Raw genomic sequence first — 23884 nt, 5'->3', positions numbered from 1 at the left:
ATCAAGCGACATCTCTGACTTTATTGTGTCATTCGTGTCGCTTTTATTGTTATTTTTCAACTTTAAATCTCAAACGTCATTAAAGTTTGAACCATTTCATGTTGTATATCATTTGTACGCCATTGTCTTGGATACCCTAAACATGGACACATAAATGTTGTTCCTTGCTCTGACACTACTTTTCTAAAATGAACGTGACCCATAATGCTAAATGGTATATGATAGCGACGATAAATATCATTGAAATCGCTAGTCCCAATATACGCATTATAAAAATCAAAAATTCGGTGTGGTGTTGGTACTACGAATTGATGATGTGTGACCATATGTGTCATTAAAATGATTTTCCTATTTCCTACTTTGTTAATATCTTGTTCAACTTGTTGAGCTGCTAATCGTGATAACCGTTGATCACTTATTCCCCAAGAAATTTTTTCTTTATCTTGCCATGTTGCGCCATAATGTTTGCCACTTTCAAGTTGTTCAAGTGAAAATTTATCATTGGCATAACTATAATCATACCAAGCCGTATGCCCTACTATGGCCCATTCTTCGTTTACAATATACGGGTGATTAATTAAACATTGATCAAGTTGTTGATACTTAGCTAATATTTCAGGTGTAGATAATGTAGCTTCTTGCCATAAATCATGATTCCCAGGAACAAACAATACTGGTATATCAATTTTGTCAGTTAATCTCTGTATAAAATGCGTAGTAATTTCAAAGTGATTAGCAATATCCCCTGCTAATAATAAAATATCTATATGCTTACTATTAACAGCAACAATAAGCGCTGTTAAATAATCTTCTGATGTTAAGACATTATGTCTATCAACATGCAAATCTGAAATAGCTCCAATTCTCACAAATATACCCTTCTTTGCTTTATATGAAATGACATCTATTATGCCATAATTATTCCTTTTTTTATAATAAATGGATTTTTATATCAATTATGATAAAATTTTGCCATATAAAACTTATTATCAAATAATAAAATGATAAGTTTTATTTATCATTGACTATGTAAATCAATGTATTTTCTTATATTTCAAAAAATAATTGCTTTATTTTTTTGTTTTCTATAATATTTACTAATAAGAAAACGCTTTCACGCAATTTATTTTTCATTTGCTTTATCCCGAGGAGGAACGACATGGCAAGAAAATTACATAGAGAACTGAATAATAGACACATCCAATTAATTGCGATTGGTGGTGCCATAGGTACTGGATTATTCTTAGGTTCTGGTCAAACAATTTCATTAACTGGACCTTCACTATTATTCACTTACATGATTATCGGCGTTGTATTATTTGCCTTTATGCGTGCTTTAGGCGAATTATTATTAAGTAATACTAAATTTAATTCATTTGTAGATATTGCTAATGAATATTTAGGACCCTTTGGCGGCTTCGTCATTGGTTGGACTTACTGGATATGTTGGATTGTTTCAAGTATGTCTGATTTAACTGCAATGGGACAATACTTTGCTTTTTGGTATCCACAAGTTCCAAACTGGATTACTGTATTATTTATTGTGCTCATCCTTATCTCATTCAATTTATTGGGTGCAAGATTATTTGGAGAATTAGAATTTTGGTTCTCAATTATTAAAGTTGTGACAATTATTGCGATGATAATTGTCGGACTAGTCTTAATATTCTGTTCATTCAAGACGCATTATGGTCATGCATCATTTGGAAATCTAGTGAATCACGGTGGCATCTTCCCAAATGGTACATTTGGTTTCTTAATGTCATTCCAAATCGCGGTATATTCCTTTATAGGTATAGAACTTATAGGTGTTACTGCTGGTGAAACGAAAGACCCTGAAAAGACTTTGCCAAAAGCCATCAATAATGTACCTATTAGAATTCTATTATTTTATATTGGCGGTCTATTAGTTATTATGTCTGTCATTCCTTGGAATGAAATGAATCCTGATAGCAGTCCATTCGTAAAATTATTCACATTAATTGGTATCCCTTTTGCAGCTGGTGTCGTTAACTTTGTTGTCTTAACTGCAGCTGCTTCAGCAACCAATAGTGGTATTTATTCAAATAGTCGTATTTTATTTGGTTTATCACAACAAGGATTAGGGCCTAAGGCATTAAGTAAGACAAATAGTAATGGTGTACCCTACCTTTCTATGTTTGTGTCATCACTTACGTTATTAGTTGCAGCATTACTTAACTTTATTTTCCCGAATGCTATTCAATTATTTATTTATGTTACGACCCTCTCAACCGTATTATTCTTAGTTGTTTGGGCAATGATTATTGTGGCATACCTTATGTATTTGAAAAAGCATCCTAATGCACATAAAAATAGTAAATTTAAATTAGTTGGCGGACGTCCAATTGCTTATATGATCTTAGCATTCTTCTTGTTTGTCTTTATACTATTATTCTTTAGTGACGAAACAAGAGCAGCAATATTTATTTCACCATTCTGGTTTATCTTCCTTTTCTTCTATTATAAAAAGTATAAATCAAATGCTGAGCGTTTAGCTGCAGAACAAAAACGACAAGATAGTAATCATTTTAGATATGAAAACTAACCACTTTATGATATAAATAATGCCATTGATTGTATGGGTAGTATCGTTTAAAGGAAAATCACAGTGTCCTTAGAAACGTAATGATGTTACCAATAGCAATCAATGGCTTTTTATTGATCATGACAAAATGATATACATTACTATTTGAAGATATATTAATGGAATAGACGACTTGAAAAATATGCCTCACTTTGCTAATTATAATTGCATTGGGACCCAGCACAGAGAATTTCCTCTAGAAATTCTACAAGCTATGCCAGCTGTGATTGAGGTTCTAAAATTTCAGAGAAATTAGAACCTGTGCTCGTTTCTCTCGCCTCTCTTTGCGGATTACAATTGCTAGCTTCACTACAATTGCATTGGGACCCAGCACAGAGAATTTCCCCTAGAAATTCTACAAGCTATGCCAGCTGGGCTTGAGGTTCTAAAATTTCAGAGAAATTAGAACCTATGCTCGTTTCTCTCGCTTCTCCTTGCGGATTACAATTGCTAGCTTCACTACAATTGCATTGGGACCCAGCACAGAGAATTTCCTCTAGAAATTCTACAAGCTATGCCAGCTGGGCTTAAGGTTCTAAAATTTCAGAGAAATTAGAACCTGTGCTCGTTTCTCTCGCTTCTCCTTGCGGATTACAATTGCTAGCTTCGCTACAATTGCATAAGAGGTTCTAAAATTTCAGAGAAATTAGAACCTCTTAATGTCAATTGATTTTAAAAATGATAAAATATAAACTATTAAACTTTTTGAGGAGTAAGTCATGGAATTATTAGAAGCTTTTTTAATTTTTATCTTCGCTGTTGTCATTAGTTCAGTCATCAACAATCGCTTTCCACAAATACCAACAGCATTTATACAAATCGCCTTAGGTGTACTTATATTTTTCATTCCTATCGATGTCGAATTTGAATTTAATTCGGAAGTCTTTATGTTTGCTGTTATCGCACCATTATTATTTGTTGAAGGCACTCATATATCACGTAAAAAGTTATTAGAATATAGAAAACCTATATTATTAATGGCTATGGTCCTCGTCTTTACAACTGTTATTGGTGTTGGTTACTTCATACATTGGATTTGGCCCTCATTACCTATGCCAGCAGCATTCGCTATAGCTGCAATACTGTGTCCTACTGATGCTGTAGCAGTTTCAGCGATTACGCGAGGTAAAGTGTTACCTAAAGGTTCAATGTCTATTCTTGAAGGTGAGTCTTTACTCAACGATGCAGCTGGTATCGTTTCCTTTAAAATAGCAGTCACAGCTTTAATCACTGGTTCATTTTCAGCATTTCATGCCATTGAACAATTTATCATATCAACAATTATCGGTATTTTAATTGGTGTTATTATAGGATTTATTATCATCCGAGTCCGTATTGATTTAACAGCAAATAAAGGACTTAAAGATAATAATACGTTAACCTTCATTCAATTATTGACACCGTTTGCCGTTTATTTTCTAGCAGAGGAACTACATGCTTCAGGGATTATCGCCGTTGTTGTAGCAGGTTTAATTCACGGTTTAGAGCATGACCGACTAATTAAAGCACAAACCGAATTACAAATGACTTATCACCAAGTTTGGAATACCTTTAGCTATGCATTAAATGGTTTCGTCTTTGTTGTGTTAGGCTTTATTGTTCCAACGGTAGTATTAGATATTTTAAAAACGGAACCACAAAATCTATCATTTCTGATTACAACAACGCTACTCATAGCGTTAGCAATCTATGTCTGTCGTTTCATTTGGGTTTATTTCTGGTTTAATGACTTTTATTACCCTAAAAATATCCAATCTTATTTGGATGATGATAATACAGTCAATGAACAACCGCCCACTAGGCTTCGTTATTACTTTATTATGACGATGTGTGGTATTCACGGTACCATATCACTATCTATGGCATTAACGCTACCTTATATCATTGCTCAAGGAAAAGCATTTGAATATCGTAATGACTTATTATTCGTTGCCTCATTAATGGTACTTATTAGTTTGGTTTTAGCACAAGTCGTTTTACCATTTATCACGCCTTCAGCTAACAAACCTATCTTTGAAGGCATGACTTATCAATCTGCTAAAATATTTATGGTTCAAAAAGTGATTGAACATTTTACAGAGTTAAATAAAAAGGATAAAGAAGTAGACTATCGTCCAGTCATTAATCAATACTATGGAGAGTTGCTATTCTTACTAAATTCTGAACCAGATAATAAAAACACTAAAGAACTAAAACGTCTAGAAGACATTGCTAAAACTGTAGAAACTGAAACGCTAGAACGTTTAATTGATAAAGGTAAAACCACATATCAAGATATCAACAATTATCGTACAGTCATTGAATTATCAGAGAATCACCGTAATGCGAATGTTGTAGAAAAAGTTGCTAATTTCTTTAAAATGTTCATACTGCGTCTAAAAGCTTTTAAACATTCTAAAGCTGAAGATCGTGAAACAAGAGAACAAGAATTTAATAATAGCTTTAAAGATGTACAAAAAATCATGCGTGTTGTGACGCATAATATTACGATACGTTTAAGAAAAGAACAGACGACAGAAAATGTGCTAGAAGTTAACATTGTTATTAATCACTTTTATAACATTAGTCGTTCACTTAAATGGCAGGCACAACGTCGCGAATTACAAAAAAATCCTGAAAGTCGTTTACCTGCTGTGCCACAAGAAATCTTTGGCAATCATAAATTGCAAGCACTCTATTTACAACGTGATTATTTAGATCAAATGATTAGACGTAATAAAGTCGACAATACTGTTGCCGCACAAATTAGAGAAAATATTAACTATAATGAAATTGTACTTGCACAAGAATCTAAAGCATAACTATAAAACAAGCCCCGTTGAATGCGAAACATTCAACGGGGCTTGTCCTATATCAATGTATTATTTCTTAAGTTTAAATGGTATTGTACACACATTAACATTCTTTTGATAAATTAAATACAGTTTCATTCTTAAGCTTGTTTGGTTATGCAATAAATTATGCCATCGCTTTTTAGTGATAAATTCTGGAACTACGACTGTAATCATGTAATTTTGATCTTTAGCTTTACGATTGATTTTATCAATGAAACGTGAAATTGGTCTAATAATACTACGATATTCGGAGTGTAGTATCACTAGTCTAACATCAGGAAAATGTCTCTTCCATTTCTCTACAAATGCTTTTTCATCTTCATCGCCAAATGATACATGCACCGCAATGACATCATTATTAGCCAGCATTTGAGCATAATAAATTGATTTATCGACAGCTGTAGTAATACTTGTAATTGGCACTATTGCTAAATTACGGTCTACAACTTCAACATTATGAACATCTATGTCAGAGCGAAGCTGTTCAGCAATATCACAGTAATGCTTGTTAATCTTCATAAAGAATAAGACGACAAATGGTAAGAAAATTAATATCGGCCAAACCTGACTAAATTTAGTGATTAGCAATATCATAAATACGACAAAAGTAATTAAGCCACCCACCATATTAACTGATAATTTGGCAATCCAATGTTTAGGTCGTTCATGGAACCATTTAATAACCATACCAAATTGTGCTAATGTAAATGGAATAAACACACCTACAGCATATAATGGAATTAAATTTTCAGTCATACCATCAAAAGCGATAATTAACACAATCGCTAAGACACCTAAAATAATAATAGCATTGGAATATCCTAAACGATCACCACGTACTGTAAACATTCTAGGCATATATTTATCTTTCGACATAGATGCTGCTAACATTGGAAATGCTGTAAATCCTGTATTTGCAGCTAATACTAATATCATTACTGTTGTAGCTTGGATAAAGTAAAATGCAAAGTTATCACCAAAAATACGAGTTGCCAATTGTGATAATACTGTTGTTTCTTGTTCCGGCATAATGCCATAGACGTACGCTAAACCTATAATACCAACTAGCAAGAATGCTAAGATAGAACCCATTGCTACTAATGTCTTAACAGCATTTTTAGCACTAGGCTCTTTAAAGTTAGTTACAGCATTAGATATAGCTTCTACACCAGTTAACGATGCGGCACCGGATGAAAATGCTTTTAATAGTAAGAATAATGTAACGCCTGGAACTGATGTACCAACAGTTGCATGTATATTAGGTTGAATATCACCAGTGGTAACTCTCCATGTACCAATAACAATGAGTACGATTAAGCCAAAAATAAACAAATACACTGGGTAAGATAATACAGTAGCTGACTCAGTCAAACCACGTAAATTTAATACTAAAATACACAGTACTAACAAACATGCAATAAGCACTTTATGATCATACAAACTAGGAAAGGCTGCCACAAAGGCATCTGCACCAGAAGAGATACTAACTGCAACGGTCAGGATATAGTCAACTAACAATGAGCCGCCTGCAAGTAATCCCCATTTCTCCCCTAAGTTAGATTTCGATACCATATAGGCACCGCCACCCTTAGGATATGCATAAATAATTTGTTTATATGACATAATTAATGCTGCTAATAATATTAATACTGCACCAGCAATCGGTAATGTATACCATGTTGCCACTGCACCAATGACAGATAATGTAATTAAAATTTGTTCAGGTCCATAAGCTACTGAAGATAATGCATCCGAAGATAAAATAGCTAACCCTTTTATTTTTGTAATCTTTTCATTTTTAAGTTCCCTGTTCTTTTTCGGTTGTCCTATAATAAGTCTTTTTAATTGATTGAACATTAGCCCCTATTCCTTTATAAGTACTTTTGGATATCACTATACTCTCATCTTGCAAAATTGTATAGAGAGTTACTTAACATTTTATTTGTATTATTACACATATATAGAGCTAAGTTTACAAAAGTATTGTAAATCTACAAGGTTTATTGATATATTTTTCACTAATACCTGCTATAATAAATTATATTTTTACAATTTAGTGAAAAAATCAATCACATTAAGGATACCGGCATGACTATTAAAAAACTATATTTTATTTCAATTATCGTAATTATGATTACTGCAATCATTTTAAGCGTTTATCTCACAGCAACAAGCAACACTAAAACGCTACTGACTCACGATTCCGAACAACATGTCGATACCATTATCAAGCACGAGATGGACAAAGGTCATATCCCTGGTGCTTCAGTGTTAATTATTAAAGATGACAAAGTATTCTTAAACAAAGGTTACGGTTATCAAAATATTGCTCACAAAGAAAAAGTAACACCTAATACAAAATTTGAAATAGCTTCAAATACTAAGGCATTTACCGGATTAGCAATATTACAACTTGCTGAACAACATAAATTGAATTTAAATGATGCAATATCGAAATACATCCCAAATTTTCATATGACATATAAAGATAAAAAGCAAGATATTACTATTAAACAATTACTGGATCATACTAGTGGCATCTCGGGTGACATTACTAGCGAGGATAAAGTCACAACGAAACATAATCATTTAAGTGATTTAACTAAAGAAATTAACGGTAAAGCATTAGATGATAAACCTGGAGAAACTTTTAATTATGCCAATATGAATTATGATTTATTAGGTTTAATCATTCAAAATGTTTCTAATCAGTCTTATCAACAATATATGACAGACCATTGGTTAAAACCATTGCATATGTCTCATACTTCTTTTAAGACGTCTAATGCTAAAGATAAGACGCAAGCTACTGGTTACGAATTAGAAGGTACAACACCACATGCAACAAAGCCTGAATTCAACAGTTGGGATACACCGGCAGCATTTATGATGACATCTACGAATGACTTAGAAAAATGGCTGAAATTACAACTAGATCCATCATCAAAATATCAAGACATTGTTAAACAATCTCATCAAACGTTAGCAAAAGCAACTGGAGAGCCTAACGCTAATGGTTATGCCTCTGGTTGGTTTACTAATGACGATGAACATATTGCCTTTCATCAAGGTACTTTAGACAATTTTTCATCATATATTTTATTAAATAACAATAAGCATTATGGCATTGTCGTATTAGCTAATCTAAACTCTGAATATATACCATCATTAATTGATCACTTAAGTACTCAAATCATTAATAATGATCATTATTCAACTGTAGAAAATGCATTGAGTCACCATAGCAATGATTTTAATATTGTAACTGTTATTGCTTCAGCCATTTTACTATTAAGTGTCACGATGATTGGTTATAGAGTTTGGCGTATTAAGCATCATGAAATCTTCATTAGAAAATTGAAATATACTTCGGTCCTTAGTTGGTTATGTATTTTCATCATTGTGATGTTACTAGTAGTCATATACTTATTACCCTATTTCATTCTTGGAAGTAATGATTGGATGTTCGTCTTTACTTGGCTACCAAATGAGATTAAGGTTGCCTTATTAAGTGTCGTATTAGCACTCTTGGCGATATTATTGCTATCTTTATTAGTATTGAATAGTGGACAACGACGTTAAAGATATCAAACTAAAACAGTTAGGCAATTATTCGACACAGTTAAGCATTGATATAGTATTATGATGACATTTCATAAATCTGTTAATGACAAGAAATGGGTTCTCCCCCAAAGTGGACTGAAACATAATTATTTTTTTAAGCCTCGCTAAGCCCAACCTGCATTGCATGAAAAAACTGGATAACCAGTTTTTTTGTGTTGGGTCCCTTCCTAGGGTGCTGTCTCAGCCTCCCCAACTTGCATTGTCCGTTGAAACTAAATGATTAGTTTCTTTTTGTTGGGGCCCCGGTCTTCGACTAGCACTGCTGCCCAACTTGCATTTCTTGTAGAAACTGTTTCACTGTTTCTCTGTGTTGGGTCCCTACCTCAGGAGTCTCGGCTTCAAAATAATTTATATTTTAAATGATTCACTTTTTATTTATCAATCCTTAAAAATAGAGAACCAAAAAAATTAAGCTCTATGTGATTCATTCAAATGATATGGATCACATAGAGCTTGTTTATTATTATTTAATTGGATTCATGCCATCTTTCCATGATTTATAAATTAAAGTGCCACCTTGAGCTTTAAATTTATCATTACTTACACCACGTTCAAATGGTTGTGCTGGTTGAATATCAATCTTAGGTTCTACACCTAATTGATTTTTATACCATTCTGCAAAGTCTGAACCTTTTACTGGTTCGTCGTCAGCAACATTGTAAATACCATTGTCAAAATTCATTGCTTGAATTGAGGTTTCAACAGCATCATCTAAATGAATAAATGACGTTACACCATCTGATAATGTCACATTGCCATCGATAAATTGATTATAAATCATACCATCTTTACCGTACCAAGTGCCTGGTCCATATAACCAACCAAAACGAAGTACAACGTAATTATCCATACGTGCAGTTTCTTCCTCTAATCCTACAACGCCATCTACAGTGATTTTTCTATCACCAGTAGCGTTGAAATCTAATGGTGTGTCTTCAGTTGCTAATCCTTCACCTGGTTCATACATAAACGCAATACTTTGAGCGATCACTTTTCGAACATTATGTTTTTTAGCAGCATCGATTAAATTTTTAGAACCTTCAACACGTACTTTAGTATTCGCTGACATATCGACATTTTTCAAATCAGTAATTTGATTAATGATAATCTCTGGTTTGAAATCAGCAAGCGCTGCATCAATTGTGTCTGCTTTTAAAATATCTCCAACATAAGATTTACAATTAACTGAATCTAATTTTTGTTGACCATTTTTAGATATCGTGAAGCCAGCAACTTCATGACCTTCTTCTTTCAATCTTTGAACTAATTTAATTCCTATTAAACCTGTTGCTCCTGTAACAAAAATTTTACTCATCATAACACCTTTTCTTTCTATTTTAGTTTACTCCGCAAAATTACTTTGTCGCTTCGTGTACATAGTCTATCGTATTCATCCATACAATGTGACCAAAAAGCTCAGAAAGTCGTTCTTCTTTTGGTAAATCCTCCACTTTAGGTGTTAACTTCAACATCGGTAGTAAATATTCATGAAAAGCAACGTTAACAACAATACCAAAAATAGCTCCTCTTAAACATGTAACTTTAGGATACTTTTCAGCTAGTACAGCATAAAACAACGCATTGGCAATTGAGAAACCATAATGTACACCCATAACTGTTAACGGAATATCATTACCATTATAGTGATACGTCGCATTTTTTATACTATCAGGAAGGTGTAATTGGTTTAACATCGTCATTGGTGGTGGCTCTTCTTCACGTTTAGGTGTACGTGGTGGAAGCAATGCTTCCCATCCCATTTTTACTGCACCACCTAAAAATCCTCCGACAATACCTGTTACGATAATTTTCTTATATGCATTCGCCATATCATTACCTCTCTCTTTCTTTATTTTATAGTTCATCAACAATTTGATAATGAGGTTGATGCTCTGCTGATTCTGGACTGATAATATCGTTATATGTTTATATTATTGTGCACCACGTTGACTTTCTTTAGCATGTACTAAATCTGTAATAAATTGATTAACCGGTGCTGCAATGTGATGTTCCTTACCTAATTTAGCTACTGCACCATTAATATAATCAATCTCAGTTTTTCGATTATTAACAATTAAATCTTGGTACATAGATGGATAATGAGGTCCTACTTTGTCATTTAAATCTATTAAATATTCAAACACTTCATCTACATTTAAATGGACATCATCCACTGTCGCCACATGTACGATTTCTTGTGTTAATTTATAAATTAATGTTTGTGCATAATCACTTTCATTAAGTGTAGCTAAATTACACTCTAATACAGCCGTTAAAGCATTAGCTGTCCCATTAACACAGATTTTCTTCCATATTGATTGGTGTAAATCTTGGCTAACGACACCATTCAAACGTGCGTTATTTAAGACTGTTACAACTTTCTCAACTTGTGGCTTAGCCTCATCAACTAATGCACCAACTTCAACAGGTCCACTACCTAATAAATGTGTATGTCCTGGACTTTCAATGCCAGCAGTCCATGTTGTGACACCTCTAACAATTTGTGATTCTTTAACATATTTATGTAATACCCGTTCATGTTTTAATCCATTCATTGTACAAACTATAATCGTATTGTCATCTATGTGAGGCGCCATATAATCCATGACACTACTAAGTTGCATTGACTTAGGAAATAAAAATACCATATCATAAATTGCATTTTCAGGGATCTCAGTTGAATGATAAATAGGAATATCTAAATTGAAATTGTCTCCATTGATTACAATATTAAGCCCTTGTTTTTTCACAGCATGTACTTGAGGCTCCCAACTATCAATTAACGTCACATCATACTCAGCTTGATATAATCTTGCTCCAAATCCACTTCCCAATGCGCCTGATCCAGCTACTGCTATTTTCATAAAAATACCTCCATTTAAAGTGTTAATTTGTTTTTAAAATACTACTTTAACTAGACAACGTCAATTTTTCATCATTAAATTGACAGAATATTCTTGAATTTGGTGACAAAATAAAGACGATGTCTCAACATCGCCTTTAAACTGATATTTATGAATTTCTTAAATTTTTCGGTACTAAGAATAAAATGACTAAAAAGCCAATTAATGCTAGTGTGGCATTAAACATAATGCCGGTAAAGCCACCTAGATGTAAATCTAAATTTGCTGCTAAGACCGTATATACCGTACTTGACACTGCTACACCAAATGCATTCCCCAGTGATGAGGCCATCTTATATACACCAGATGCCACACCAGCTTTATCATCAGGTGCACTAGCGACTGCTGTATCTGTTGATGGTGTCGCATAAAGACCTAAGCCAGCACCAAATAATAAATAACCGACAATACTAGATATGATATACCAAATATCAGGTAAGAACGTTAATGATAATAATATTAAGCCAAGTACAGCTAAGCCACTTCCTAGTAGTAAAGGTCTTTTCGGACCAAAGTTAGCTAATATTTTTTCTCCAACTCTAATCATCACTAATACAGCGATTAAATATGTTAGTGAGATATATCCCGTTTGCTCTGAATTAAATCCTAATTGTTGTTGATAATACGTGTTGATAACAATTAATGTACCACCAGCAACACCATTTAATAGAAAGTTAGAAATGGTTGCACCACTATAACCTTTATTTTTAAAAATAGAAAAATCAACTAAAGGATGCTTAATTTTTTCTTCGTAATAAACAAACGCAATAATAGATATGATAAAGACTGCAATTAAGCTAAGTATAAGTGGGGATACTAGACCAAAATTAGAAGTTTGAGTAATTACAACATTCAAGCTTAACATCACAATAACTAGCAAGATTAAACCAATAACATCAAACTTTTTAGCTTCGTTTTTCGTAGAATCATTCGGTTGTGCTTTTGTTTCAGGCGTACCTTTGATAAGCCACATCGCGAGTAACGTTAATAAAATAGAAACAATAAATATTGAACGCCAACCAAGATGTGTTGCCATTAAGCCACCAAACATTGTACAAATACCACTACCGCCCCATGAGCCGATAGACCAGAAACTTAACGCACGTTGCCTTTCTGTTCCAATATAATATTCATTAATGATAGCTAAGGTAGCAGGCATAATAAATGCTGCTGACAAGCCTTGAACGATACGTCCAACAATCAATAAGGCTGGTAAGGGTGTAATAATAATTAATATTGAGCCAATTATATTTAATGCAAGACCAATATACGTCATTTTCACACGTCCAAATTTATCTGCTAAATCACCAGCACCAACGATAAATAAACCAGCAAATAATGCGGACAAACTAACAGCAATATTAATCGTACCCACATCACTGTTATATGCTGCTTGCAATGGGACAACTAAGTTAACAAGAGATTGCGCAAATAGCCAAAAGGTAATAACACCGAGTACTATACCTAATAACAATCTATTGTTTCCTTTAAATTGTTTTGAAGTGTCCATGAATTTATGCTTCCTCCTAAATAATTAAAAGCCAAATTAATATATGATATATATTAAGACACATTATCATAATTTTGCAGAAAATTATAAATAAATACTGAAACATTTTTGTACTTTTACATTATTGTAGTAATTTTAAATAAATATTTTTTTCGTGCAATACAACTACAATTTCCGTCAAAATTATGGCCTATCAGTCAATTTTTATGTAAGCGTATGCAACATTTAAGCAACTTAGACAAAAGCATATATTTAGTTTTAGCCATTTGTAAGTGACTATCTGAATTGGGAGTGGGACAGAAATAAATTTTCTATAAAATTTATTTCGTAATCCCACCCCGGCAAGACTGACTAGGTTGTCAAAATGTTGATTTATCAACTTTTTGACAACCAGACAGTTACTGCCAAATGCTTAATTTTAAGTGTAAAATACATTTTGTCCCAGGCTCAATTCTAGTCAGTCTTACCAGAGTCAGAGTAGTACTAGGTGTACATTTTAGACAATTTATTGCTATTCACTACTTATCTCCATTTATCTTTACGTATACGTATCATTCAATACCCATCACCTACGAATTACCAAAACTAACTTACACGTTGTGGTTGATGTTTAGCACGGCGTTTAGCATTGCGAGTAGCTGGGTCCAGTCTTTTTTCTAATAAACGTAGTACAACATCAATAATAATAGCAATTAAAGCTATTGGAATAGCACCTGCTAATATGAATGTTGTACCGTCCGTGGCATTGGTACCTCGAATAACGATATCACCTAATGTTGGTGCGCCTATAAATGAACCAACTGCCACAACGCCAATGGCTACGACTAAAGCAATGCGTAAACCTCCAATAATAACTGATACTGAGAGTGGCAGTTCAATCATGCGTAATACTTGATTACGCGTCATACCCATACCTTTACCAGCATCTTTAATATTATCATCTACACCTGCTATACCTGTATACGTATTTTTGATAATTGGCAGTAAAGCATATAAAAATACTGTGACAACTACGGTTTCTGAACCTAATCCCATGACCAACATTAAAATGGCTAACATCGCAATCACAGGAACCGTCTGAATAATATTAGCAATCGTAATAACGAAACCTGACAATTTAGTATACCTTGATAATAAAATACCTATTGGAATACCAATGATTGAAGCAAATAGCACACCATAAACTGACATTAACAAATGTTTGAAAAATAGTTCCCAGAGGTAGCCGAAATTCATAACGTAATAATCAAATAATTGTTGTAATAAATGACCTTCCATGATTATTGACCACCTTTCTTACCATCAAAGTAATGGTGTTTTTTCAAGAATTCTTCTGCCACAACAGCTGGTTCTTTACCTTGACCATCCGCTTCATAATTAAGTCTCTGCATTTCTTTAGTTGAAATTTTACCAGCTAGTTTATTTATAGATTTCTTCACTTCTGGATGCTTACGCAATAATTCATTGGTTGCTACGGCACTAGCATCATACGGAGGGAAGAAATGTTTATCGTCTTTTAAGACTTTTAAATCATATGCTGCTATACGTCCATCTGTAGAATATCCTAATGCCACATCTAAATTCCCAGAATTTAAGGCATCATAGACTAAACCAATTTGCATTGGACGAATCGTACCGAAATCAAAGCCATATTCTTTCTTAAAGCCTTGATAACCATCGCCTTGGCGGTTCATCCAAGAACTATCCATTCCTAAACGTAAATCTTTACTATATTTTTCTAAATCAGATACTGTTTCTAAATGATATTTTTTCGCTGTTTCTTTCGTCACCATAAATGCATAGGTGTTAGCAAAACCATACGAATTAAAAAATGTTTGATCAAATTTCTTTTGGAAACCTTGCTGTGTCACTTCCATTGCCTTTTTCGGATCTTTAATTGGATCTTCTTTTAACGCACCTGTTAAGTCAGTACCGTTATAACGTGCGCCAGAAATATTTGCATCTCCATTCATTAATGCATTGTGTTGAATCGTACTAGATCCTAAATTATTAACTAACGTTGGTTTAATTTTCCCTTTAGTGTCATGTTCAATTAACAATCTGACCATATGCGAAATAATTTGTGATTCACTAGTGGCTACTGCAGTAATTTTAACGACATCTTCAGTTGTCTTACCGCTTAATCCTGGTAAACTACATCCAGATAATACAGTAAGAGACAAAATGAGCATGACAATCATCGTTTTAAATTTTTTCATACTTATTTCCTCCTTACTATCTAGATATTTTTAATCCTTTAGGTACTGCCCATTTTTCAATGAGTGACAGTGCGAAATCCACAATTAATGCGAGTAAAGTAACTAAGACAGCTGCACTAACTATCATCACTGGATCATATAAATTTAGTCCGTTAAATATGAAGTCTCCTAAACCACCTGCACCAACATAACTTGCTAAAGTTGCCCAACTAATCACATAAACTGCTGACAAACGAATTCCACCTAAAATGAGTGGTAAGGCTAATGGTAATTCGACATCTTTCATTAACTGATATTGTGTCATTCCCATACTTTTACCTGCTTCTTTAACATTACTATCTATGTTTTGAACGCCTAACACAGTGTTATTTAAAATTGGTAATAACACGTAAATAAACAAAGCTACAATAGCAGGTGTTTTTCCTACTCCGAATATAGGAATCATAATTGCTAACACAGCTAGCGTTGGAATCGTTTGTAAGACACCTGCCACAGTTAAAATAATGTTAGCTGTACGTTTCGTTTTGGATAATAAAATACCTAGTGGGACAGCAACAATAATGGCAATGATTAGCGCCATTATGGAAATATAAAAGTGTTCGATTGTTTTTGATACAAGCTGCCCTCCATATTCATGAAGAAATGCTCTCATAATTAATCCACCCCTATATTGTTATTCTCTTGAGTCGCTTTTTCTTGTTGCTCATTAGTCGTATATCCAAGTGATTCACCTACTGTTGTGTCATCATCTTCATTATTTCCCCAAATGGAGTCATAAACGATATCTACAACATTGGCACGTGTAATAAGACCAATTAAATGATTGTCACCATCGACAACTGGAACGTTTCTAACATTTCTTTTTAAAATTGTGCGTACTGAATCTTGCAACTTTGAATGGATATTCACTTTATAGACATCTCGTTGCATCGTATCGATTAATTCTTTATGCCCCCTAATACCTTGATTGATATCTTCAATATCTAGGAAGCCCAATAAACGTTGGTCATTACTAACAACAAAGATAGTATCAATTCGTTTTTGTCTCATAATATTAACTGCATCATTCAATGAATCATCCGCACTAATCGTAATAGGCTTAATCATCGCATCCGCAACCGTCTTTTTATTTGGTCGATCTTGGATTAATCTATTTTGACCTATAAAATCACGCACAAAATCATTAGCGGGATGCCTTAAAATATTATCTGGAGTATCAAATTGAACGACTTTCCCTTGTGACATAATACATATTTTATCTGCTAATTTAATTGCCTCATCCATATCATGTGTAACAAAGATGAAGGTTTTTCCTAGTTGCTGTTGTAATTGTTTAACTAAATCTTGTAATGTATCTCTGGTAATCGGATCAAGTGCGCCAAATGGTTCATCCATTAAAATAATGTCTTGTTCAGCAGCCAACGCTCTAACTACACCTATACGTTGTTGTTGTCCACCTGACAATTCGGCTGGATATCTATCTAAATATTCTTCAGGTAGATCTACTAATTTAATTAACTCTTTAGCCTTGGCATCTTTTTTCTCTTTTGACCATTTTAATAATTTAGGAACTAAGACTATATTTTCTTTAATTGTCATATGAGGCATTAAACCAATTTGCTGTATGACATAGCCAATACTTCGTCGCAATTCTACAGGATTCATACTACGAACATCTTTACCATCTATTTCAATTTGACCTTCTGTCGCTTCAATCATGCGATTAATCATCCGTAAAGCTGTCGTCTTACCACTACCACTCGTACCAATGAATGCGACAAACTCTCCAGATTCAATATCTAGTGAAATATTATCTACAGCTTTTTTATTACCAGCATAAATTTTAGTTAAGTTCTTAATCGTTAACATCTTCGTTTCCCCTTTCGCGTACTAAAATATGTCAACACATATACAAATAAAAAAGACCAAAACAGCATATGTTAAACAAATAGAGTCATAAGTTAAACAAGTGCACACTTTGGCCTTGGTTATGTAGAATTTTAATTTTTGTATATGAAGATGTTTCAAAGTTAGCGGATCAATTGTATGTTAAAGGATGTCCTCATACTTTGATGTAACATCTTTATATTCGACATTTAGAACTAACATACTCTATATAATCATATTAAACAGTATTATTTCACCTTTGGCAACTAAATCACTATTTCATATTTTCTAAACACTATTTTATTTAAAAATAAAATTCATTTATTTTTCATAAAATAATGTCAATCGTGTAAAAAGACTAATACAAATGTTTAATTTCTGAAATAGTGCGCGTAGTTCAGCACTAAATGTTTATCAATGATTAATCGTGCATACCTTTACCTGCTAAAATTTGATCGATATATTTTTCAACACGTTTTTTTCTTGTTTCACTGCGCTTCGCTTGTGAAATGTGATGAATATATTGACGTTGTCTACCTGGTGTCAGTTTATAAAATGATGATTCAAGTTGTGGCATTGCTTCAAAGGTTTCTTCTAATTCTTTAGGTATACTGTAATCTTCTGTTTTTTTCATTTCTACTTTTTTACCAGCTTTTTCAACTTCAATCGCTTGCTCTAAATAATACTTAATTTCAGCAGTACGGTCCTTGATTTCGTCTAAACTTGTAAAACGTAATTGTCTAGCTGCTTGAACTTTTTCAGTCTGCTGAATTAGCGTCTGATACTGGTCATCTAAAATAGCACCTTTATGAAATAATAATGCTACATAATTTTTAAAACCATGAATAAGAACTACATTTTTATTATTAAGTGTGTAACAAGGATGCATCCATTTATATGTTTCTTCGAGTTCAGTTTGTTCAAAAATCAATTGTCGTAAATATTGATATTCTTGTTGCCATTGGCTGTCTTGTTGCAAAAATGCTTCTACTTGTTGGTTAGATATTTTTTCTGACATATGCGTCACTCCACTTTCCATCTCTTAAATTATCTTTATTATATAATTATTTATTTTAAAAAACTAATTTAATCCGTTTTATTGCAAAGACACATTAAATTATATTGACTATTCATGCTATAAGCGTATAATTGTCACATATTATTTTTTCGAATTAAAGGGGAAACTGAAGGAGTATTTATGAGCAAAGAACAACAATCAAATAACGATAAAATCAATCTCTCCCAATTAGTATTATTAGGACTAGGATCACTAATTGGTTCTGGTTGGTTATTCGGTGCGTGGGAAGCATCATCCATTGCTGGTCCAGCAGCAATCATATCTTGGATTATAGGGTTTCTTGTTATAGGAACGATAGCCTATAACTATATTGAAATCGGTACAATGTTCCCGCAATCTGGAGGTATGAGTAACTATGCACAATATACTCACGGCTCTTTATTAGGATTCATTGCAGCATGGGCTAACTGGGTATCTTTAGTTACAATCATACCTATAGAAGCTGTTTCGGCAGTACAATATATGAGTTCATGGCCATGGAGTTGGGCTAAACCAATGGCACATCTCATGCATAACGGCTCTATCAGTACCATAGGATTATTAGCCGTTTATGTTATTATCATTATTTTTTCATTATTAAATTACTGGTCAGTTAAATTATTAACATCATTCACAAGCTTAATTTCATTCTTCAAACTTGGTGTTCCGACATTAACGATCATAATGTTAATGTTATCTGGTTTCGACACATCCAATTATGGACATTCAACTAGTACATTTATGCCTTATGGTAGTGCACCAATTTTTGCAGCTACAACTGCTTCAGGAATTATCTTCTCATTCAACTCATTCCAAACGATTATTAATATGGGTTCTGAGATTAAACATCCTGAAAAGAATATCGCCCGTGGCATTGTGATTTCATTATCATTAAGTGCTATCTTATATATTATTTTGCAAAGTACATTTATTACTTCAATGCCAGCATCTATGTTACATGCACATGGCGGTTGGAGTGGTATTAATTTCAACTCTCCATTTGCAGATATGGCTATTTTATTAGGTATTAATTGGCTGGCAATTTTACTTTATATCGAAGCTGTTGTATCACCGTTTGGTACAGGCGTATCATTCGTAGCTGTAACTGGTCGTGTACTACAAGCAATGGAAAAAAATGGACACATTCCTAAGTTTTTAGGAAAAATTAATCATAAATATAATATTCCACGTGTTGCCATTATCTTTAATGCCATTATCAGTATGTTAATGGTTACATTATTTAGAGATTGGGGAACGCTAGCAGCAGTAATTTCCACTGCGACATTAGTGGCTTATTTAACAGGACCAACCACAGTAATTGCATTACGTAAAATGGGACCTAAAATGACACGTCCATTCCGAGCGAAAATTTTAAAATTTATGGCACCATTATCATTTGTCTTAGCCTCTTTAGCCATTTATTGGGCGATGTGGCCGACAACTGCCGAAGTCATTTTGATTATTATTCTTGGTTTACCTATTTATTTCTTCTATGAATATCGTATGAATTGGCGTAACACGAAGAAACAAATTGGTGGTAGCTTATGGATTATTGTCTACTTAATCGTCCTATCATTGTTATCATTTATAGGTAGTAAAGAATTTAACGGCTTAAACTGGATTCATTATCCATATGACTTTATCGTCATCACTGTCATCGCCATTATTTTCTATTTAATTGGTACATCAAGTTCATTTGAAAGTATTTATTTCAGAAGAGCCAAACGTATTAATACTAAAATGACTGAAACATTAAATGAAGAAAATAATAATAACTAACAACGTTTATAATTAACTACGTTTTACCGTTAAAACATCTTCTATATCAGATGGCAGAGATTGACTGAACGACTTACAGGAGTGACGTTACGACATCATTTTATACTGATGACGTAGCTTCACTCCTTTTTCATATTTTCTTACAACAAAAAGTGAATTGAAAGATGATATGATAATAGTAAAGGAGTGATTGTATGGTTGAAATAACTACTCAAGGTGGTCTTATCTATGGTTTTACTAAAGATAATTTAGACATCTTTTTAGGCATCCCTTATGCCCATCCTCCTATTAACGAACAGCGCTTCAAACATTCAAAATTACTTAAATATTGGAATGACGCTATTGATGCGACAAATTTTAAAGCTATCCCACCACAACCATATAATAAATTAGAAACATTTTTCTCATCACAGTCACAAACGACCATTACACAAAATGAAGATTGTTTACATTTAAATATATGGAAGCAACACAATCACAAGACTAACAAGCCAGTTATTATTTATTTTTATGGCGGTAGCTTTGTTAACGGTCATGGTAGTGCAGAACTATATAATCCTGAACATGTCGTTGACAATCACGATATCATTATCATAACTTTCAATTATCGCTTAGGCGCGTTAGGATTTCTTGACTGGTCACACTTCGATAGCGCTTACCATAGTAATAATGGCTTGTCTGATCAAATTAATGTTTTAAAATGGGTCAAGCGTAACATTGCATCTTTTGGCGGAGACCCTAACAATGTCACTTTGATGGGGCAGTCTGCGGGGAGTATGAGTATCATGGCGTTGATGCGAATGCCTCAAGTTAATAATTTGTATCATAAAGCTATATTATTAAGTGGTACTTTGAGGCTAGACACGATTGAACAAGCCCAATTTAAAGCTCAGCAATTTAGACAGCTCATGAGACAGCAGTTAAATATAACAGATGTCCAACAATTAACAACCGCTAATATATTAATGTTAATGGACAACATGGATGAACTTCATGGCAAATCTAAAGGCTTAGAATTGATATATGCCCCTATTCAAACTACAGACATCTCAGAACAAACGACTTCTACTCACCCTATTGTTGTTGGTTATACGACTGATGAAGGTGATATTTATATTAAAAATGAACATAAAAAGTTATCACCTCAACGCTTTGTAGAAGTAATGGCATTAAATGATATTACCGTAGAAGCAAACCATGTTACATCTGCCAAACAACAGTCACAAGCGATCACTAACTGGTATTTTAAATATCCTGCACAACAGTTTTTATCACAATTATCAGTCAAACAATCAGAATTATGGTTGGCTGAATTTGCTTGGTATGATCAATGTAATTCGTTATTCGCCAGTGCTTACCATATATTAGATATGATATTTTGGTTCGGAAACCTGCAAATATTAACAGCACATCATATCACTGTCACTGAACCTATTCGTCACTTGAGTCTGCGCATGCAACGTGATTTAGTCCAATTTGCATATTCTGGTACTATGCCTTGGCCTCGATACACTAACAACAATCGCCATATTTATATGTAAAAGTCCTCTACAAAATGAGAGTGGGAGTACGAAATAAATTTTTAATAAAATTTATTTCGTACTCCCACCCCGGCAAGACTGACTAGGTTTGTAAAACGTTGATTTATCAACATTTTACAAAACAGACAGTTACTGCCAAATGCTTGAATTTAAGCGGAAACTCTTTTGTCCCAGACTCATCACTTTATAGAGGACTTCTATTTTATTTCGCATCTATTACTTTATGATAAATCATACATTCAAAAACTATAATCACTCAAAAAATCACTAATTTATTCTGTCATTACAATTGATTCCAGTCTATATCATCTATATTACTTGTACCAGAATTGTCTTTTTCTCTTTCTCTGACTTTATCCATTGTTCCTGTCACTTCAAGATACATCGTTTCTTGAATACTATTCCAATCTTCTTGACTAACAATTACTGCATTATTCTTTTTATTTTTCCCATTTATAAAAACCGGTTCATGATTGTTATTTACATCTTTTAATAATTGATAAAAGTCTTTCCAAGCATCAGTGGGTGTAGTAATGTTCATCAGACTAACCTCCTACATTAAGTGCAATTATTATAATATATATCAAATATTTTATTCAACTACACAAAAGTTCTCTACAAAATGAGCATGTATTACTCATCTTTATAGAGGACTTTAATTTTATTATCATGTTTGTTGTAGTGTGCCGTATCGAAGACATTAACTCAATTATATTTTTTAGCATAGTGATTGTTTTTCAAAGTGAAAATAACAATTAAACCTAATGCGCCAATAATGGCACTTGTATACGTTACTGCTTGTACTGAGATATTAGATATCACTAATCCACCAACGATACCACCGACACCAATACCTGCATTCAAGCTAGACATATTCCAACTCATGACTTGGCTTGTATCTCCTTCAACATGTTCAATGACACCACTTTGTACAGCAGGATTAGTACTCCATTGCATAATATTCCAAATAAATAAACCAATTAATAACATACCTGATCCTGGCAATAACATATTCATTAACAACATCATTATGATAAAAATAGACACAGAAATGATTAACCAACGTTTACTAGTTAACTTATCAGAGAAAATACCACCCAATGATGTTCCGATAACTCCTGCAACACCATTAACTAATAACGCAATAGAGACAAATGACATCTCGTGACCATTGGATAATATTAGCGGATTAATATACACAAATGATACTGAATTAGCCACTAATACTAGGAAAGTGATAATTAAATATTTCGCTACCTCTGCTGGTCTTAAAATTTTAGATGTCACATTATTATCGTATGTCGGTTGCGCTTGATTGATATGTGCGGCAGACAATTCTTGTTCTTTAGGTAAGAATATCGTCATCAATCCACCTACAAGAATACTCACAATAACTAAAAAGACAAAGGTATAACGCCAGCCTACTAAATCTCCAATCATCGTACCAATTGGCACACCAAACACGTTAGCACCACTAAACCCTGTATATACTAAACCAATCATCTTACCTCTATTTTTCGGAGCAGTTAACATCGCTGTCAGTGCTAACACTTTAACAATGATTAATGCCGCAGCTGCTGATGAAATGATTCGTCCGATTACTAGGATGGTAAAGTTTGGTGACACAGCAATAATACCATTTCCTATAATAAAAATAACTAGTGTCCATAATAAGACAGGTCTAGAAGCAAAACGGTTGGTTAGCTTCACTAATATCGGTCCACATATAGCAAAGGTTAGTGCATACATCGTCACTAATTGACCTACAACCGCTTCAGAAACATGTAAATCATGACTCATCAAATTCATAATACCTGCAACCATCATTTCAACCATACCTACAATAAAGACACTTAAAATAAACGTAATAATACGCATTATCGACATGTTTACGTCTCCTTTCTTAAATTTTGCTAATAACTTAT

Annotated in this window: 18 protein-coding genes; 5 read left to right on the top strand and 13 right to left on the bottom strand. The window is 33.3% G+C overall.

The window, feature by feature from the left end; all coding sequences use genetic code 11:
* Positions 1-62: 62 nt before the first annotated feature.
* Positions 63-869 (bottom strand): metallophosphoesterase, encoded by an 807-nt coding sequence (locus tag CD113_RS02400; RefSeq protein WP_002461740.1) that lies wholly within the window; start codon positions 867-869, stop codon positions 63-65.
* A gap of 290 nt (positions 870-1159) precedes the next feature.
* Between CD113_RS02400 and CD113_RS02395 the strand changes: the two genes are divergently transcribed.
* Positions 1160-2566, top strand: coding sequence for an amino acid permease (locus tag CD113_RS02395; protein ID WP_002461739.1), 1407 nt, complete (start codon positions 1160-1162; stop codon positions 2564-2566).
* Positions 2567-3324: 758 nt separating this feature from the next.
* Positions 3325-5406, top strand: a complete 2082-nt coding sequence (locus CD113_RS02390; RefSeq protein WP_002461737.1) for a cation:proton antiporter — start codon at positions 3325-3327, stop codon at positions 5404-5406.
* A 60-nt stretch (positions 5407-5466) separates the two neighbouring features.
* On the opposite strand, the gene CD113_RS02385 is transcribed toward CD113_RS02390, so the two are convergent.
* Positions 5467-7296, bottom strand: coding sequence for an APC family permease (locus tag CD113_RS02385; RefSeq protein ID WP_002461736.1), 1830 nt, complete (start codon positions 7294-7296; stop codon positions 5467-5469).
* A gap of 231 nt (positions 7297-7527) precedes the next feature.
* Between CD113_RS02385 and CD113_RS02380 the strand changes: the two genes are divergently transcribed.
* Positions 7528-9021, top strand: coding sequence for a serine hydrolase domain-containing protein (locus CD113_RS02380; protein WP_002461735.1), 1494 nt, complete (start codon positions 7528-7530; stop codon positions 9019-9021).
* Between the two features lie 505 nt (positions 9022-9526).
* Here CD113_RS02380 and CD113_RS02375 read toward each other — a convergent pair.
* The 9 genes from CD113_RS02375 to CD113_RS02330 all read right to left on the bottom strand — a co-directional run bounded on the left by CD113_RS02375 (position 9527) and on the right by CD113_RS02330 (position 18600).
* A complete protein-coding gene (locus tag CD113_RS02375) occupies positions 9527-10378 on the bottom strand; it encodes an NAD-dependent epimerase/dehydratase family protein (RefSeq protein ID WP_002464673.1) in 852 nt (283 codons plus the stop codon).
* 40 nt (positions 10379-10418) lie between these two features.
* Positions 10419-10892: a DUF1440 domain-containing protein gene (locus tag CD113_RS02370; protein ID WP_002464672.1), complete on the bottom strand. Its 474-nt coding sequence runs from the start codon at positions 10890-10892 to the stop codon at positions 10419-10421.
* A gap of 102 nt (positions 10893-10994) precedes the next feature.
* A complete protein-coding gene (locus tag CD113_RS02365) occupies positions 10995-11927 on the bottom strand; it encodes a 2-dehydropantoate 2-reductase (RefSeq protein ID WP_002464671.1) in 933 nt (310 codons plus the stop codon).
* A 148-nt stretch (positions 11928-12075) separates the two neighbouring features.
* Entirely contained in the window at positions 12076-13476 is a 1401-nt protein-coding gene (locus tag CD113_RS02360) for an MFS transporter (RefSeq protein ID WP_002464670.1), read from the bottom strand.
* Positions 13477-14061: 585 nt separating this feature from the next.
* Positions 14062-14754 (bottom strand): ABC transporter permease, encoded by a 693-nt coding sequence (locus tag CD113_RS02350; RefSeq protein WP_002463273.1) that lies wholly within the window; start codon positions 14752-14754, stop codon positions 14062-14064.
* 2 nt (positions 14755-14756) lie between these two features.
* Positions 14757-15695, bottom strand: coding sequence for an osmoprotectant ABC transporter substrate-binding protein (locus CD113_RS02345; protein ID WP_002463275.1), 939 nt, complete (start codon positions 15693-15695; stop codon positions 14757-14759).
* A gap of 16 nt (positions 15696-15711) precedes the next feature.
* Positions 15712-16347, bottom strand: coding sequence for an ABC transporter permease (locus CD113_RS02340; RefSeq protein WP_002463277.1), 636 nt, complete (start codon positions 16345-16347; stop codon positions 15712-15714).
* Between the two features lie 2 nt (positions 16348-16349).
* Positions 16350-17564 carry a betaine/proline/choline family ABC transporter ATP-binding protein gene (locus tag CD113_RS02335; protein WP_002463279.1) on the bottom strand — a complete coding sequence of 405 codons (1215 nt, stop codon included), beginning with the start codon at positions 17562-17564 and terminating at the stop codon, positions 16350-16352.
* Between the two features lie 439 nt (positions 17565-18003).
* Positions 18004-18600 carry a YdeI/OmpD-associated family protein gene (locus tag CD113_RS02330; protein ID WP_002463281.1) on the bottom strand — a complete coding sequence of 199 codons (597 nt, stop codon included), beginning with the start codon at positions 18598-18600 and terminating at the stop codon, positions 18004-18006.
* 180 nt (positions 18601-18780) lie between these two features.
* On the opposite strand from CD113_RS02330, the gene CD113_RS02325 reads away from it, so the two are divergent.
* Together CD113_RS02325 and CD113_RS02320 are read left to right on the top strand one after the other, a co-directional pair.
* Positions 18781-20418: an APC family permease gene (locus tag CD113_RS02325; RefSeq protein ID WP_002463283.1), complete on the top strand. Its 1638-nt coding sequence runs from the start codon at positions 18781-18783 to the stop codon at positions 20416-20418.
* Positions 20419-20612: 194 nt separating this feature from the next.
* Positions 20613-21959: a carboxylesterase family protein gene (locus CD113_RS02320; protein WP_002463284.1), complete on the top strand. Its 1347-nt coding sequence runs from the start codon at positions 20613-20615 to the stop codon at positions 21957-21959.
* 283 nt (positions 21960-22242) lie between these two features.
* On the opposite strand, the gene CD113_RS02315 is transcribed toward CD113_RS02320, so the two are convergent.
* Together CD113_RS02315 and CD113_RS02310 are read right to left on the bottom strand one after the other, a co-directional pair.
* On the bottom strand, positions 22243-22500 hold the full coding sequence (locus CD113_RS02315; protein ID WP_002463286.1) for a type II toxin-antitoxin system Phd/YefM family antitoxin: 258 nt from the start codon (positions 22498-22500) through the stop codon (positions 22243-22245).
* 164 nt (positions 22501-22664) lie between these two features.
* A complete protein-coding gene (locus CD113_RS02310) occupies positions 22665-23846 on the bottom strand; it encodes an MFS transporter (protein ID WP_002463288.1) in 1182 nt (393 codons plus the stop codon).
* Positions 23847-23884: the final 38 nt, after the last annotated feature.

The sequence above is a fragment of the Staphylococcus simiae genome, from assembly GCF_002902085.1.
Lineage (GTDB): Bacteria > Bacillota > Bacilli > Staphylococcales > Staphylococcaceae > Staphylococcus > Staphylococcus simiae.
The sequence above is the reverse complement of the archived record's forward strand: the minus strand, read 5'-3'. Positions and strand labels throughout refer to the sequence as shown.